The sequence below is a fragment of the Pseudonocardia sp. 73-21 genome (assembly GCF_001899645.1).
GTDB lineage: Bacteria > Actinomycetota > Actinomycetes > Mycobacteriales > Pseudonocardiaceae > Pseudonocardia.
In genome coordinates this window covers 15,754-30,033 of record NZ_MKVV01000083.1, presented here as the reverse complement: position 1 = coordinate 30,033, position 14,280 = coordinate 15,754, and the positions used below count along the sequence as shown (strand labels likewise).

16 protein-coding genes are annotated in these 14,280 nt (G+C 72.3%); 5 read left to right on the top strand and 11 right to left on the bottom strand.

What is annotated here, in order from left to right; all coding sequences use genetic code 11:
* Positions 1 to 53: 53 nt before the first annotated feature.
* The 3 genes from BGP03_RS25940 to metH all read right to left on the bottom strand — a co-directional run bounded on the left by BGP03_RS25940 (position 54) and on the right by metH (position 4,788).
* Positions 54 to 317 (bottom strand): phosphoribosyl-ATP diphosphatase, encoded by a 264-nt coding sequence (locus tag BGP03_RS25940; RefSeq protein WP_296375532.1) that lies wholly within the window; start codon positions 315 to 317, stop codon positions 54 to 56.
* 180 nt (positions 318 to 497) lie between these two features.
* A complete protein-coding gene (locus BGP03_RS25935; RefSeq protein WP_296375590.1) occupies positions 498 to 1,184 on the bottom strand; it encodes an HAD family phosphatase in 687 nt (228 codons plus the stop codon).
* 67 nt (positions 1,185 to 1,251) lie between these two features.
* Complete coding sequence (metH, locus tag BGP03_RS25930; protein WP_298797828.1) at positions 1,252 to 4,788, bottom strand: methionine synthase; 3,537 nt, start codon at positions 4,786 to 4,788, stop codon at positions 1,252 to 1,254.
* Positions 4,789 to 4,914: 126 nt separating this feature from the next.
* Between metH and BGP03_RS25925 the strand changes: the two genes are divergently transcribed.
* Together BGP03_RS25925 and BGP03_RS25920 are read left to right on the top strand one after the other, a co-directional pair.
* Complete coding sequence (locus BGP03_RS25925; protein WP_296375534.1) at positions 4,915 to 5,805, top strand: PAC2 family protein; 891 nt, start codon at positions 4,915 to 4,917, stop codon at positions 5,803 to 5,805.
* Positions 5,806 to 6,297 (top strand): GNAT family N-acetyltransferase, encoded by a 492-nt coding sequence (locus tag BGP03_RS25920; RefSeq protein ID WP_298797791.1) that lies wholly within the window; start codon positions 5,806 to 5,808, stop codon positions 6,295 to 6,297. It begins immediately after the preceding gene.
* Positions 6,298 to 6,373: 76 nt separating this feature from the next.
* On the opposite strand, the gene BGP03_RS25915 is transcribed toward BGP03_RS25920, so the two are convergent.
* From BGP03_RS25915 to BGP03_RS25890, 6 genes are read right to left on the bottom strand one after another with little or no spacing between them, the layout of a single operon-like run.
* Entirely contained in the window at positions 6,374 to 7,144 is a 771-nt protein-coding gene (locus BGP03_RS25915) for an SDR family NAD(P)-dependent oxidoreductase (protein WP_296375593.1), read from the bottom strand.
* 16 nt (positions 7,145 to 7,160) lie between these two features.
* The gene (locus BGP03_RS25910) at positions 7,161 to 7,532 is read right to left on the bottom strand and encodes a hypothetical protein (RefSeq protein ID WP_298797793.1); all 372 of its coding nucleotides are present in this window, start codon (positions 7,530 to 7,532) and stop codon (positions 7,161 to 7,163) included.
* Entirely contained in the window at positions 7,519 to 7,884 is a 366-nt protein-coding gene (locus BGP03_RS25905; RefSeq protein ID WP_296375540.1) for a DUF2237 domain-containing protein, read from the bottom strand. The genes BGP03_RS25910 and BGP03_RS25905 overlap by 14 nt, the downstream gene beginning before the upstream one ends.
* A gap of 19 nt (positions 7,885 to 7,903) precedes the next feature.
* Positions 7,904 to 9,142 carry a cysteine--1-D-myo-inosityl 2-amino-2-deoxy-alpha-D-glucopyranoside ligase gene (mshC, locus tag BGP03_RS25900; protein WP_296375542.1) on the bottom strand — a complete coding sequence of 413 codons (1,239 nt, stop codon included), beginning with the start codon at positions 9,140 to 9,142 and terminating at the stop codon, positions 7,904 to 7,906.
* 39 nt (positions 9,143 to 9,181) lie between these two features.
* Complete coding sequence (locus BGP03_RS25895) at positions 9,182 to 9,340, bottom strand: hypothetical protein (protein ID WP_296375544.1); 159 nt, start codon at positions 9,338 to 9,340, stop codon at positions 9,182 to 9,184.
* Positions 9,337 to 9,900 carry a TetR/AcrR family transcriptional regulator gene (locus BGP03_RS25890; protein ID WP_296375546.1) on the bottom strand — a complete coding sequence of 188 codons (564 nt, stop codon included), beginning with the start codon at positions 9,898 to 9,900 and terminating at the stop codon, positions 9,337 to 9,339. Before BGP03_RS25890 ends, BGP03_RS25895 begins: the two co-directional genes overlap by 4 nt.
* An 89-nt stretch (positions 9,901 to 9,989) precedes the next feature.
* Between BGP03_RS25890 and BGP03_RS25885 the strand changes: the two genes are divergently transcribed.
* Complete coding sequence (locus BGP03_RS25885) at positions 9,990 to 11,258, top strand: cytochrome P450 (RefSeq protein ID WP_298797797.1); 1,269 nt, start codon at positions 9,990 to 9,992, stop codon at positions 11,256 to 11,258.
* Between the two features lie 10 nt (positions 11,259 to 11,268).
* Positions 11,269 to 12,123 carry a PHB depolymerase family esterase gene (locus BGP03_RS25880; RefSeq protein ID WP_298797830.1) on the top strand — a complete coding sequence of 285 codons (855 nt, stop codon included), beginning with the start codon at positions 11,269 to 11,271 and terminating at the stop codon, positions 12,121 to 12,123.
* Here the strand turns inward: BGP03_RS25880 and BGP03_RS25875 are convergent.
* Both BGP03_RS25875 and BGP03_RS25870 read right to left on the bottom strand, forming a co-directional pair.
* Positions 12,098 to 12,652 carry a GNAT family N-acetyltransferase gene (locus BGP03_RS25875; RefSeq protein ID WP_296375549.1) on the bottom strand — a complete coding sequence of 185 codons (555 nt, stop codon included), beginning with the start codon at positions 12,650 to 12,652 and terminating at the stop codon, positions 12,098 to 12,100. The two genes, BGP03_RS25880 and BGP03_RS25875, sit on opposite strands and share 26 nt — an antisense overlap.
* 17 nt (positions 12,653 to 12,669) lie before the next feature.
* The gene (locus tag BGP03_RS25870; protein ID WP_298797799.1) at positions 12,670 to 13,647 is read right to left on the bottom strand and encodes an SDR family NAD(P)-dependent oxidoreductase; all 978 of its coding nucleotides are present in this window, start codon (positions 13,645 to 13,647) and stop codon (positions 12,670 to 12,672) included.
* A gap of 50 nt (positions 13,648 to 13,697) precedes the next feature.
* Between BGP03_RS25870 and BGP03_RS25865 the strand changes: the two genes are divergently transcribed.
* Positions 13,698 to 14,261: a TetR/AcrR family transcriptional regulator gene (locus tag BGP03_RS25865; protein WP_296375553.1), complete on the top strand. Its 564-nt coding sequence runs from the start codon at positions 13,698 to 13,700 to the stop codon at positions 14,259 to 14,261.
* Positions 14,262 to 14,280 lie beyond the last annotated feature (19 nt).

Below are 14,280 nucleotides of genomic sequence, written 5' to 3'. Positions count from 1 at the left end.
TCCTCGGTAGTGCTGTTCACCTGTGTGTGACGGTACAACGACGAGCGGCGTGACTAGAGGAACTTGTAGACGTCCTCGAGAGTGATCTTGCGCCCGATCATGAGGACCTGCAGGCGGTAGAGGAGCTGGGAGATCTCCTCGGCGAGCGCGTCGTCGGCCTCGTGCTCGGCGGCCAGCCACACCTCGCCGGCCTCCTCGAGCACCTTCTTGCCCTGGGCGTGCACCCCGGCGTCGAGGGCCGCGACCGTGCCCGACCCGGCCGGGCGGGTGGCGGCCTTGTCCGTGAGCTCGGCGAACAGCTCGTCGAAGGTCTTCACCGCGTGTCTCCTATCACTAGCTCAGTGTCATATGTTGTGTGCGGCCAGGCGAATCGCAGCAGGAGTAGTGCTCCGCGCGGTCTGCGCGATGCGCCCGATGGCGGGTCGAACCGTTCGTCGGCAGGTGACGAGGCACGCCGAGCGGCCCCCCGGCGAGGACAAACGGTCTCACGGGCGCCGTCAGGCGGCGCGATCCGCCCTGGCCAGGGAATGGGCGCCCCGCACGTCCGACGGGGAGAGGCCGACCAGGGACTCCCGATGGACGCGCCCCGGACCGGTCGGCACCGGCACGTCGCACGGCACCACGAGCACCGACGCCCCCGCGCGGGCGGCCGCGAGCGTGCCCGTCGGCGAGTCCTCGACGGCCAGGCAGTCCTCCGCGTCGACGCCCAGCAGATCGGCCGCCCGCAGGTAGGGATCGGGGGCCGGCTTGCCGTGCGGCACCTCGTCGCCGCACACCGTGACGACGAACCGCTCGCGCCCGATGGCGTCGAGCGCCATCTCGGTGAGCGCCCGCTCGGTGTTGGTGACCAGCGCCATCGGCCACCCCGCGTCACGGACGGTGCCCAGCGCCTCCTGCGCCCCGGGCCGCCAGATGAGCCCCTCGGCGAACAGCTCGCCCGTGCGGATGGTGAGGAACGCGGCGGTCTCGGCCTTCCGGCCGGCGTCCTGCTCGAGGCCCAGGTCGTCGAACATGATCGTCAGGGTGCGGGCCATGTTCGACCCGACCACGTCGTCGCGGGCGGCCTGGCTCAGCTCTCCCCCGAGCCACCGCGCGGTGTCGGCGAGGGAGACCGTCCAGATCTTCTCCGAGTCGAGCAGCGTGCCGTCCATGTCCCAGAGGACCGCGGCAGGCCCGTCCCCGATGACAGCAAAGCCACTTTGCTGTCGGGTGGCGTCCGGAAGGTGGCTTTCCTGACCCGGGGGCGGGCCGTCAGTTCGCATTGAAGTACTTCGCCTCCGGGTGGTGGGCCACCATCGCGTCCGTGGACTGCTCCGGGTGCAGCTGCAGCTCCTCCGACAGCTCCACGCCGATGCGGCCCGGCTCCAGCAACGCGACGATCTTCGTCCGGTCCTCGAGGTTGGGGCAGGCGCCGTAGCCCAGCGAGTAGCGGGCGCCGCGGAAGCCGAGCTTGAAGAACTCCTCGATGTTCTCGGGGTCCTCCGCCGCCACCGCGTCGCCCGAGGGGAACGTCAGCTCCTCGCGGACGCGCCGGTGCCAGTACTCGGCCAGGGCCTCGGTGAGCTGCACCCCCAGGCCGTGGACCTCGAGGTAGTCGCGGTAGGCGTCCTTGGCGAACAGCTCGTTGGCGTAGTCGGCGATGGGCTGGCCCATCGTGACCAGGTGCATCGGGATGACGTCGACCTCGCCGCGCTCGATCGCCAGCTCCCGCGGGCGCCAGAAGTCGGCCAGGCACAGGTTGCGGTCGCGGCGCTGGCGCGGGAACGCGAACCGGAACCGCTCAGGGGCGTCGGGCCGCGGCTCGGTGAGGACGATCAGCTCGTCGCGCTCCGAGACGGCCGGGAAGTACCCGTAGACGAGCGACGCGCCGGCCAGCACGCCCTCGGTGGACATCCGGTCGAGCCAGTAGCGCAGCCGCGGCCGGCCCTCGGTCTCGACGAGCTCCTCGTAGGTGGGCCCGTCGCCCTTCTTGGCTCCGCGCAGGCCCCACTGGCCCAGGAACAGCGCACGCTCGTCGATCATGCCGGAGTACTCGGCCAGCGCGATGCCCTTGACCACGCGGGTGCCCCAGAACGGCGGCGTGGGCAGCGGGTTGTCGACGGTGACGTCCGACCGCTCCGGGATCGGCCCGGCGACGGCGGCCTCGGCGGCCTTCCGCTTGGCCGCGACGCGCTGCGACTTCTCGTGCCGCGCCTTGCGCTCGGCCTTCGCGGCCTCCTCCTCGGGCGTGGTCTCGGGGACCTCGCCGCGGCGGCGCGCCATCGTGGCGTCCATCTCGCGCAGGCCCTCGAACGCGTCGCGGGCGTAGGAGACGCGGCCCTCGTAGACCTCCTGCAGGTCGTTCTCCACGTAGGAGCGCGTGAGCGCCGCGCCGCCGAGCAGCACCGGGATCTTCGCCGCGACGCCGCGGGCGTTCATCTCCTGGAGGTTCTCCTTCATCACCACCGTGGACTTCACCAGCAGCCCCGACATCCCGACGGCGTCGGCGTTGTGCTCCTCGACGGCGCTCAGGATGGTGGAGATGGGCTGCTTGATGCCCAGGTTGACCACGGTGTAGCCGTTGTTGGTGAGGATGATGTCCACGAGGTTCTTGCCGATGTCGTGCACGTCGCCCTTGACCGTGGCCAGCACGATCGTGCCCTTGCCGGTGTCGTCCTCGGCCTTCTCCATGAACGGCTCGAGGAACGCGACGGCGGTCTTCATGACCTCGGCGGAGGCGAGCACGAACGGCAGCTGCATCTGGCCGGAGCCGAACAGCTCACCCACGGTCTTCATGCCCGACAACAGCGTGTCGTTGATGATCTCCAGGGCGGGCCGGTCCTCCAGCGCCTCGGCGAGGTCGGCCTCCAGGCCGTCGCGCTCGCCGTCGACGATGCGGCGCTCCAGGCGCTCGAACAGCGGCAGCCCGGCCAGCTCCTCGGCGCGGGTGGCCCGGGCCGAGCTCGCCGAGACGCCCTCGAACAGCTCCATGAACCGGTTGAGGGGGTCGTAGCCCTCGCGGCGGCGGTCGTAGACCAGGTCGAGCGCCACCGAGCGCTGCTCGTCGGCGATCTTGGCCATCGGCAGGATCTTCGCCGCGGAGACGATCGCCGTGTCCAGCCCGGCGTTGACGCACTCGTGCAGGAACACCGAGTTGAGCACCTGGCGGGCGGCGGGGTTGAGGCCGAAGGAGATGTTGGAGACACCCAGCGTGGTCTGCACGTCGGGCCAGCGGCGCTTGAGCTCGCGGATGGCCTCGATGGTCTCCAGCCCGTCGCGGCGCACCTCCTCCTGCCCGGTGGTGATCGGGAAGGTGAGGGTGTCGACCGCGATGTCCTCCACGTGCATGCCGTGGTTGGTGGTCAGGTCGCGGATGAGCCGGTCGGCCACCCGGACCTTCCACTCCGCGGTGCGGGCCTGGCCCTCCTCGTCGATGCACAGCGCCACGACCGCGGCCCCGTGCTCGCGGACGAGCGCCATGGCCTTCTGGAAGCGCGACTCGGGGCCGTCGCCGTCCTCGTAGTTGACGGAGTTGATGATCGAGCGGCCGCCGAGGCGCTCCAGGCCGGCCCGCAGCACCTCGGGCTCGGTGGAGTCGAGCATCACCGGCAGCGTGGACGCCGTGGCCAGCCGGCCGGCCAGCTCGGCCATGTCGGCGACGCCGTCGCGGCCGACGTAGTCGATGCAGAGGTCGATGAGGTGCGCGCCCTCGCGGGTCTGGTCGCGGGCGATGCCGACGCAGGCCTCCCAGTCCTCGGCGAGCATGGCGTCGCGGAACTTCTTGGAGCCGTTGGCGTTGGTGCGCTCGCCGATCATGAGCACCGAGGTGTCCTGGCGGAACGGCACCGAGGCGTAGAGCGAGCTCAGGCCCGGCTCCGGCCGCGGGTGCCGCTCCGGCGGCGTGATCGAGGAGACGGCGTTCGCCACGGCCGTGACGTGGGCCGGAGTGGTGCCGCAACAGCCGCCGACGAGCCGCAGGCCGTAGTCGCGCACGAACGTGGCCACCGCCTCGGCGAGGCCGTCGGCGTCCAGGGGGTACTCGGCGCCGTTCGGACCGAGGATCGGCAGCCCGGCGTTGGGCATCACCGACAGCGGGATGCGCGCGTGCTTCGACAGCGTGCGCAGGTGCTCGCTCATCTCGGCGGGGCCGGTGGAGCAGTTGAGGCCGATGAGGTCGATGCCCAGCGGCTCGAGCGCGGTGAGCGCGGCACCGATCTCGGAGCCGAGCAGCATGGTGCCGGTGGTCTCCATGGCGACCTGGACGATGATCGGGATGCGTCGCCCCTCCGCGACCATCGCCCGCTGCACACCCAGCACCGCCGCCTTGACCTGCAACAGGTCCTGGCACGTCTCGATGACGATCGCGTCGGCCCCACCGTCGAGCATGCCGCGGCCGGTCTCGACGTAGGCGTCGCGGAGGCTCGCGAACGTGGCGTGGCCGAGGGTCGGCAGCTTGGTGCCGGGGCCGACCGAGCCCAGCACGTAACGCGGCTTCTGCGCGGTCGACATGTCGTCGGCCACCTCGCGCGCGAGCTGCGTGGCCTTCAGCGACAGGTCGAAGATGCGGTCGGCGATGCCGTAGTCGGCGAGGTTGGGCAGGTTGGCCCCGAACGTGTTCGTCTCGACGGCGTCCGCGCCCGCTTCGAAGTAGGCCCGGTGGATGTGCCGGACCACGTCGGGGCGCGTCTCGTTGAGGATCTCGTTGCAGCCCTCGAGGCCGGCGAAGTCGTCGAGGGTGAGGTCGACGCCCTGGAGCATGGTGCCCATGGCCCCGTCGGCGATCACCACCCGCTCGGCGAGAGTGTCCATGAACGTGGTGTCGAACGTGTGCGGCTGCACGGTGTTCCTCTCGGGTGGCCTGCCAATCGGCCCCTACGATAGTCGTTCCCGGGGTGGCGGCCGTTGCACGAGCGGGTTCGGCCGTAGGCTGGGCCGATGACCGATCGTGGGCCGGAACCCGGAGCGGAGCCCGAACTCCCCCGCCTCGTCGACCCGGTGTTGATCGCCGCCTTCGAGGGATGGAACGACGCGGGCGAGGCCGCCAGCTCCGCACTGGAGCATCTCGAGCTCATGTGGGACGCCGAGCCGCTCGTCTCGATCGACCCGGAGGAGTACTACGACTTCCAGGTCACGCGCCCGCACGTGCGTCAGGCCGACGGCGTCACGCGCCGCATCGAGTGGCAGACCACCCGGCTCTCGGTGGCCACGCTCCCGGGCACCGACCGGCACGTCGTGCTGCTCAACGGCATCGAGCCGAACCTGCGCTGGAAGACGTTCTGCCGCGAGCTGCTGGGCTACATGGACACCCTGGGAGTGACCAAGGTCATCACCCTCGGCGCGTTGCTCACCGACACCCCGCACACCCGGCCCACGCCGGTCAGCGGCACGTCCTACGACAAGGCGTCGGCCAGCGCCATGGACGTCGAACCGTCCACCTACCAGGGCCCCACCGGCATCGTCGGGGTGTTCCAGCAGATGTGCATCGAGGCCGGCCTGCCGGCCGTGTCGTTCTGGGCGTCGGTGCCGCACTACGTCTCCCAGGCCCCGGTGCCGAAGGCGGCTGTGGCGCTGCTGCACCGCGTCGAGGAGGTGCTCGACGTCGAGGTGCCCCTGGGCGGGCTGCCCGAGCGCGCCGAGGAGTGGGAGCGCACCGTCTCGGAGATGGCCGAGGCCGACGACGAGGTGCGCGACTACGTCCGGCAGCTGGAGGAGCAGGCCGAGGCCGAGGACGAGGAGGTCCCGCTGGAGGAGGCCGACGGCGACGCCATCGCCGCGGACTTCGAGCGCTACCTCCGCAGGCGGGGCAGCGGCGGTGCCGGCTCCTAGGTGACGGATATCGAGACGGCGCGGCTGGTCCTGCACCCCGTCGACGAAGCGGAGGCCCGGCGGGTCACCGCGCAGGCCGCGGGTCCGGACGACCGGTGGGCCACCGACTACCCCTTCGGCGGCGACCTCGCCGCGATCGGCTCCTTCCTGCGTGCCACCGAGCAGTCGGGCGATCAGCGGCCGTTCGGCCACTACCGGATCAGCACCGCGGCAGACGGCGTGGTGGTGGGCGGCGTGGGGTTCAAGGGCCGACCCGACGGCGGACGGGTCGAGGTCGGCTACGGCCTGGCCCCGTCCGCCCGGGGACACGGCTACGCCGCCGAGGCACTGAGGGCGCGGCTCACCGTCGCGGCCGAGCACGGCGTGGAGACCGTCGTCGCCGACACCGCCGACGACAACGTCGCCTCCCAGCGCACGCTCGTCCGCGCGGGGTTCACCCGGATCGGCGCGGAGGCGGACCTCGAGTACTACGAGATCCGACTCGGCGCCTGAGCGTCTGCGCAGGACCAGCGTCCTCCGCGCAGAGGTTGCCGACCCTGCGCGGAGGACACGCGGCCTGCGAGGACGGCTACTTCGGGGGCATGCGGATCGCGCCGTCGAGGCGGATGGTCTCGCCGTTCATGTAGTCGTTGGTCAGGACCTCCACCGCCATGCTCGCGAACTCGCTCGCCTGACCCAGGCGGTTGGGGTAGACCACGCTCTCGCCGAGCTTCGCCTTGAACGCCTCGGCCTGCTCGCCGGTGCCGTAGATCGGGGTGTCGATCAGGCCGGGGGCGATGGTGTTGACGCGGATGCCATGCCGCGCGAGGTCGCGGGCCATCGGCAGCGTCATGCCCACCACGCCCCCCTTGGACGCCGAGTAGGGCGTCTGGCCGATCTGGCCGTCGAACGCGGCGGCGGAGGCGGTGTTGAGGATCGCGCCGCGGGAGGTGCCGTCGGCCAGCGGATCGGTCTTCGCCATGGCGGACGCGGCGAGACGGGCGCAGTTGTAGGTGCCCACCAGGTTCACGCGCAGCACGAACTCGAACTGCTCGAGCGGGATCGGGGTGAGGTCACGACCGATGATCCGACCCGCGCGGCCCAGGCCGGCGCTGTTCACCAGGATCCGCAGCGGTCCCTGCTCCGACGCGGCGTCCACGGCCGCCTGGACCTGCGCCTCGTCGGCGACGTCGGCCTTGACGAAGACACCGCCGATCTCGGCGGCGACGCCTCGCCCGAGCTCCTCCGCCACGTCGAGCACGACGACGTGCGCGCCGCGCTCCGCCAGCAGCCGGGCCGTGGCCTCGCCGAGCCCCGACGCGCCACCCGTGACGATGGCCGATGCACCTGTGATGTCCATGGAGGTCATCTATACATCACAGGGTGGCCAGCACCGCCCGCGCGTAGGCCCGTTCCGCGTCGACGTCGACGTGCCGCCCGCCGTCGGCCGTGGTGACGGCCCAGCCGTCCCCGACCGGCTCCAGGCGGCGGAACGCCGCGCCCAGCGACGACCGGAGCTGCCCCTCGTGCGGCAGCCAGACGACGTCGTCCTGCTCGATGCTGTCCAGCGCCCACTCGGTGGTGCCGTTGAAGTGGAACGCGCTGCCGCGCACCTCGACCGTCAGCTCGCTGACGACGAACACCTCGGCGTCCATGTCGCGGTGCGCGACGACGAACCGGTCGCCGGGCGCCGGCGTCCAGGGCAGCCCGGCCGCGCGCAGGCGCAGCGCCAGCTCAACCGAGATCAACGGCGTGTTTCTGCAGGTCGGCCAGGTCCACCCACTCCAGCGTGCGGGCGTGGGTGGCCTCCAGGACGACCGGCGGGGCCGCACCGGCGGCGTGGGCCTCGGCCCAGCGGTCGGCGCACAGGCACCACTGGTCGCCGGGCTGCAGGCCGGCGAACCCGTACTCGGGGCGCGGGGTGGACAGGTCGTTGCCCGCCCCCGCGCTGAACGCGAGGAAGTCGGCCGTGACCCGCGCGCACACCGTGTGCACCCCGGCGTCCTGCGCGTTCGTCTCGCAGCAGCCGTTGCGGGTGAAGCCGGTCATCGGGTCGGTGCTGCAGCTCTGCAGCTCACCGCCGAGCACGTTGCGGGCCATGACGCCTACAGTGCCACGGTCACAGGGCCACGCCGAGCAGGGCGTCGAGCGCGTCGCGGACGACCGCGGGCGCCGCGGTGTCGGTGCCGCGCCGCTCCAGGGCCTCCGCGGCCCAGGCGTCGACGGCGGCGATCGCGGCGGGCGTGTCGAGGTCGTCGGCCAGGTGGGTGCGCAGCCGGGCCACCAGGTCGTCGGCGGCCGGCGCCGCACCCAGGGCCACGGCCTCCCGCCAGCGCGCCAACCGGCTCTGGGCCTCGACGAGCAACGCGTCGGTCCAGGCCCGGTCGGTGCGGTAGTGGCCCGACAGCAGCGCGACGCGGATGGCGTTGGGGTCCACCTGCTCCGCGCGCAGCTTCGAGACGAAGACCAGGTTGCCGCGGGACTTCGACATCTTCTCGCCGTCGAGCCCGATCATCCCGGCGTGCGTGTAGTGCTTGGCGAACGGGTGGACGCCGGTGAACGCCTCCGCGTGCGCGGCGCCGCACTCGTGGTGGGGGAAGATCAGGTCCGAGCCGCCGCCGTTGAGGTCGATCTGGCTGCCGAGGCGGTTGAGCGCGATCGCGGCGCACTCCACGTGCCAGCCCGGACGCCCGGCGCCCAGGTCCGACTCCCACGACGGCTCGCCCTCGCGGGCCATGCGCCACAGCAGGGGGTCGAGCGCGTGGCGCTTGCCGGGCCGCTCGGGGTCGCCGCCGCGCTCGGCGGCGAACTTCAGCATCGTCTCCTCGTCGTAGTTCGACTCGTAGCCGAAGTGCCCCGTCACGCTGGAGTCGAAGTAGACGTCGGGGTACTCGGCGTCGTCCACGCGGTAGGCCGCGCCCTGCGCGAGCAGCTTCCCGACCAGCTCGGCGATCTCCCCCATCGCCTCGACGGCACCGATGTAGTGCTGCGGCGGGATCACCCGCAGCGCCTCCATGTCCTCGCGGAACAGGGCGATCTCGCGCATGCCGAGCACGACCCAGTCGTCGTGGTCGCGGGCGGCGCGCTCCAGCAGTGGGTCGTCGATGTCGGTGACGTTCTGGACGTAGTGCACGTCGTGGCCGAGATCGCGCCACACCCGGTTGACGATGTCGAACGCCAGGTAGGTGGCCGCGTGGCCGAGGTGGGTGGCGTCGTAGGGCGTGATGCCGCAGACGTACATCAGCGCGGTGGGGCCGGGCGCCGTAGGCCGCACCCGCTCGGTGGAGCGGTCGTAGAGGCGCAGGGGCGGGCCCTCGCCCGGGATCCGCGGGACGTCGACGGGTGCCCAGGTGTGCATGACCCACAACTTACGCGGTGATGACCACCGGATGCCCGGTCAGCTCCACCACTCCGGCGGCAGGCGGGCCTCGATGTCGCGCGCGTGGGCCCGGGCGCAGTCCGGGCACAGCCAGCGGTTCTCACCGCCCTCGCGGTCCAGGGCCCAGGCCGGGTCGTCGGTGTCGTCGACCGCGGCGCAGCGGAGACAGGTCCTCACGGCGCCGAGCACCCGTCCCCGAGCACCGCGAACGCCTCCTCGACGAGCGGCAGCAGGTGGGGCGAGCCCAGCGCCGGGCCGTCGTGGCGGGTCCGGTGCACCTGCACCGAGCTGCGCAGCGCCGACGTGGCCGCGCACGCGATGACGGTGGCGCGCAGGCGCAGGGCGGGTGCGTCGTCGCCCCAGCGTTGGACGAGGGTGTCGGTGATGCCCTGCTCCCAGCCGGCGAACAGGCGCAACAGCCCGACACCCGTGCTGGGCGGCTCCAGCCGATCGATCACGGTGCGCAGCGTGGCCAGGATCGACCGCAGCGGCGGCTCCGCGGCGGGCCGGGCGCGCAGGGTCTCCAGCATCTCGGGGAGCAGGTCGGCGGCATCGAGGCGGAGCAGGTCCTCCTTGCTGCCGAAGTAGCGGAAGAACGTGCGCCGGGAGACGTCGACGGCGTCGGTGATCTCCTCGACGGTGGTGGCGTCGAAGCCCCGCTCGGCGAACAGCCGCTGGGCGGCCTCGCGCAGGGCCGTCCGGGTCTCGGTCTTCTTGCGGTCGCGGCGGCCCTCCATGCGGCCAGTGTGTCAGCGTCCGGTAAATATGTCACTCGTGCCATCTGGCACGGTTGACACATCGTGGGGCGCTGAGGATCGTCGATCCCATGAGACTCACCGACCGCTGGATCGGACGCCCCCGGCTGCTGCTGCGTTCCCGGGCCGGGCGCCGCGCCGGCGACATGGGCCGCGTGCTGCGGGACCTCGCGGCCGGCGCCGACACCGGCGTCGGCGTCCGGCTCGGGAAGGGCCGGCGGATGCTGCTCCTGCTCGACCCGGCACTGGTCGGGGAGCTGCTCCGCGAGCGGGCCGGTGACGTCACGAAAGGCCCCGGCGTGCGGGTCACGCGCCCCCTGCTCGGCGACGGGCTGCTCACCACCGAGGGTGAGGTGCACCGCCGCGCCCGGCGGCTGGTGGCCCCGGCGTTCTCCCCGCGACGGCTGGCCGGCTACGTGGAGCAGTTCGCCTCCTCCGCGGCCGCGGTGGACTGGGAGGACGGCCAGCAGGTCGACCTGCACGCGGAGATGGCGGGGCTGACCCTCGACATCGTCGGACGCACCCTGCTCGGTGTGGACCTGGCCGATGCGCGGGGCATGCGCGCCACGCTGGAAGGGGCGCTCACCACGTTCGGGTCGGGGACGGGGCCGCGGATGTTCGGCCGCCAGGTGCCGCAACGGGACCCCGCCGCCACCGCCGAGATCCACCGCGTCGTCGACGAGATCATCGACGGGCGTCGGGAGCACCGCAGCAGCGACCGCGGTGACGTCGTCTCGGCGCTGCTCGACGCGGCCGACGAGCCGGACGGCCTCACGCCGCAGGAGGTCCACGACAACGTGATCACCCTGATGATGGCCGGGCACGAGACCACGGCCAACTCCCTGAGCTGGACGTTCCACCTGCTCGGCGACCGGCCCGACGTCGTGGACCGGATCCGCTCCGACGGCGAGCCCTACACCCGTGCCGTCGTCGCCGAGGCCATGCGCCTCTACCCGCCGGCGTGGATCATGACCCGGACGCCGTCGGTGGACATGACGCTGGGCCGGTGGGACGTGCCGGCGGGATCGACCGTGGCCGCGAGCCCACTGCTCCTGCACCACGACGCCCGCTGGTTCCCCGACCCCGAGCGGTTCGACCCCGACCGCTGGCTCGACGCGCGCAAGGACGCCGTGCCGCGCTTCGCCTACCTGCCGTTCGGCACCGGGCCCCGCGCGTGCATCGGGGAGCAGTTCGCGTGGGCGGAGGCCACGACGATCCTGGGGACGCTCGTCGACCGCTGGTCGGCCACCCCGGACCCGGCGCACGTCGTGCGCCCGGAGTACCGCGTGACGATGCGGCCCGGCGGTGGGCTGCCGGTGACCCTGCACGAGCGGGGCTGACGTGCGCAGGATGCTGGTGCTCGCCGCGGCCGTCGTCCTGCTGAACGGCTGCGAACCGTCCCTCTCGTCGACGCACACGATCCCCGTCGGCGGCACGGCACGCACCTACCACCTCTACCGCCCCGCCGGGTTGACCGGACCGTCCCCGCTGGTCGTGGTGCTGCACGGCGGGTTCGGCACGGGTGGCCAGGCCGAGTCCGACTACGGCTGGGACGCCCTCGCCGACGAGCACGGGTTCACCGTCGCGTACCCCGACGGGCTGGACCGCGCGTGGAACGTCGGCGGGGGCTGCTGCGGGCGACCGGGGGCCACCGGGGCGGACGACGTCGGGTTCGTCGCGGAGGTGGTCGCCGACATCCCGGACGTCGACCCGGCGAGGGTCTACGCCACCGGGATCTCCAACGGCGGCATGCTCGCCTACCGGCTGGCCTGTGACACCACGCTGTTCGCCGCGATCGGGCCCGACTCGGCGACGCAACTGGGCCCCTGCCCCTCCCCCGCCCCCGTCTCGGTGATCCACATCCACGGCACGGCCGACCACAACATCCCCTACGACGGCGGCCCCGGGCAGGGCGTCGCCCGCATCGACGGCCCGCCGGTCCCGGACGTGGTGGCGTCCTGGCGCGCGGTGGACGGCTGCCCGGCCCCGACCGCGACGACGGCCGGCGCCGTGACCACCGCCGTCGCGACCTGCCCGGGCGGCCGGGCCGTCGAGCTCGTCACGATCGCCGGGGCCGGGCACCAGTGGCCGGGCAGCGCGCCGAGGAAGCTCGGTGGCGTGCTCGGCCTCGACCCGCCGTCGACGGCCCTGGACGCGACCGCCGTGATCTGGGCGTTCTTCAGCGCGCACCCGAAGGCCGGTTGATGCGGTGCACCACGTGGCGCCGGTCGTCGACCGGGTTGTCGGGCTCCATCTCGCCCTCGGCCACGCGGGTGAGCCCGGCGCCCTCCAGCGCCCGCCAGGACGCGGCGTTCGCGGCCGAGACCGGCACGATGATGCAGCTCGCTGCGGGGTGCGCGGTCCACGTGTCGGCCACGATCGACGCGATCATGCGCGCACCCATCCCGCGGCCCACCAGGTCCGGATCGCCGATCAGGTAGTCGATGGACATCGCGTCGTCGGGGACGTCGACGATCGCCGCGAGCGGCTCGACGTACTCGGGGTAGGCGGCGATCCGGCTGCGCTGCACCAGCCCGAACGGGCGGCCGTCGAGCAGGGCGATGAGGTCCTCGTTGGGCTCCTCGCCGCGGAGCGTCGGACCGAAGTCCCGCTCGACCGCCTCGGGTGAGGTCTCGTGGTTCCACCAGCGCGCGACGTGGGGCTGGGCGAGCCAGGCGCCGAGCAGCGGGAAGTCGGCCTCGGTCACCGGCCGCCAGGTGATGTCACCGTCCACGGCCGGAAAAGTAGCGCCTACGGCCCGGTCGCGCGCACGAGTTCGGCGGAGACGGTCCACAGCCGGATCGCGAAGCCCGGGTCGAGCGCCCACGCCTTGACACCGTGGGGATGGTCGGCCATCTCGGCGTCGTCGGGCACGGTGTAGGCCTCCTGACCGTCGTCGAGGTAGTGGCCGCCCGAGTGGGCGAAAGCAGGGTCGACGGCGGCCACCAGGGTGGTGGCGGCGCCCTGGGGAACGGCCTTGTAGGTGAAGACGCCGGCTGCTTCGGCCGCGTCGAGGGACGCCCGCTGCCGGGGAGTGAAATGACGTTGCAGCCCGGTGGCGACGCCGCCGGGATTGACGGCGTTCGCGACGATGCCCTCGCCGGCCCATCGTCGGGTGGCTTCCACGGCGAACAGGCTGTTGGCCGTCTTCGACTGGGCGTAGGCGATCTGGGGGTCGTAGTCCCGGTGTGCGAAGTGGAGATCGTCGAAGTCGACACCCGCTCGCATGTGGGCGGTCGAGCTGACCGACACGACCCGTGCCCCGTCGCGCTGCGACGCCCCGAGGGCCAGGGCACCGTGGAGCCCGTCGGCCAGCGCGAAGTGGCCGAGGTGGTTGGTGGCCAGCTGCAGCTCCCATCCCTCCGGGGTCCGATCGAGACCCCCGGTCACGAGCCCCGCGTTGTTCACCAGCAGGTGCAGCGCGCCCTCCCACTGGGCGACGAAGCCCGCCACCGACCTCCGGTCGGCGAGGTCGAGCCGGCGGACGCGGACGGCGCTGCTGCCGGTGGAGGCACGGATGGCCTCCGCGGTGGCGTCGCCCGCGGCGACGTTCCGGACGGCGAGTGTCACCTCCGCACCGACCGAGGCGAGTGCGCGTGCGGTCTCGACCCCGATCCCGGACGACGCGCCGGTGACCACGGCCCTGAGCCCGTGGAGGTCGAGGCCGTGGACCACCTCGGCCGCCGTGCTGTGCTCCGTGAATCCGGTGGTGATCAGGTCGGTTGCCACGGCCCTACTGTACAGATTTTCACAATCTGTCTAGTGAGTACAGTTCTCGTGTGCACACCGACCGGAGAACGGCGGTCCTGCAGACCGCACTCGTGACCTTCGCCCGGTTCGGGTACCGCAAGACGACGATGGACCAGGTGGCCCAGGACGCGGGCATCTCCCGCCCCGGCCTCTACTTCCTGTTCTCCTCGAAGCAGGCCCTGTTCCGGGAGGCCGTGGAGCGGTCGCTGGGCGAGGACCTGGCCGCGGCCGAGCAGGCCCTCGCTGATACGTCCGACCCCCTCCAGCACCGGTTGCTGGAGGCCTTCGATCACTGGACGGGTCGCTACATCGGCCCGTTGACGCGCGACATCGCCGCAGTCGTGGCCGACAATCCCGACGTGCTCGGTCCGACAGCGACGACGGCACCGCAACGGTTCGCCCAGTTGATCACGACGGCGATCCCGGCGTCGGAGGACGAGCAGACGGCACGACGCGTGGCGCAGACCCTCATCAGCACGTCCATCGGCATCAAGCACCAGGTGGACGACCGGGCTGCCTACCTCGAACGACTCGCCGTCGCCATCGAACTGCTCCTGGCAGCTCGTGAGCGGATATCAGGGCCCCGACCCTGATATCCGCGCACGGGCCGCG

Coding starts and splice junctions, on each gene's coding strand:
- metH (WP_298797828.1), bottom strand. CDS start 4,788: ATGGACACTCTCGCCGAGCGGGTGGTGATCGCCGACGGGGCCATGGGC.
- BGP03_RS25925 (WP_296375534.1), top strand. CDS start 4,915: ATGACCGATCGTGGGCCGGAACCCGGAGCGGAGCCCGAACTCCCCCGC.
- BGP03_RS25915 (WP_296375593.1), bottom strand. CDS start 7,144: ATGGACATCACAGGTGCATCGGCCATCGTCACGGGTGGCGCGTCGGGG.
- BGP03_RS25905 (WP_296375540.1), bottom strand. CDS start 7,884: ATGGCCCGCAACGTGCTCGGCGGTGAGCTGCAGAGCTGCAGCACCGAC.
- mshC (WP_296375542.1), bottom strand. CDS start 9,142: ATGCACACCTGGGCACCCGTCGACGTCCCGCGGATCCCGGGCGAGGGC.
- BGP03_RS25890 (WP_296375546.1), bottom strand. CDS start 9,900: ATGGAGGGCCGCCGCGACCGCAAGAAGACCGAGACCCGGACGGCCCTG.
- BGP03_RS25885 (WP_298797797.1), top strand. CDS start 9,990: ATGAGACTCACCGACCGCTGGATCGGACGCCCCCGGCTGCTGCTGCGT.
- BGP03_RS25880 (WP_298797830.1), top strand. CDS start 11,269: ATGCTGGTGCTCGCCGCGGCCGTCGTCCTGCTGAACGGCTGCGAACCG.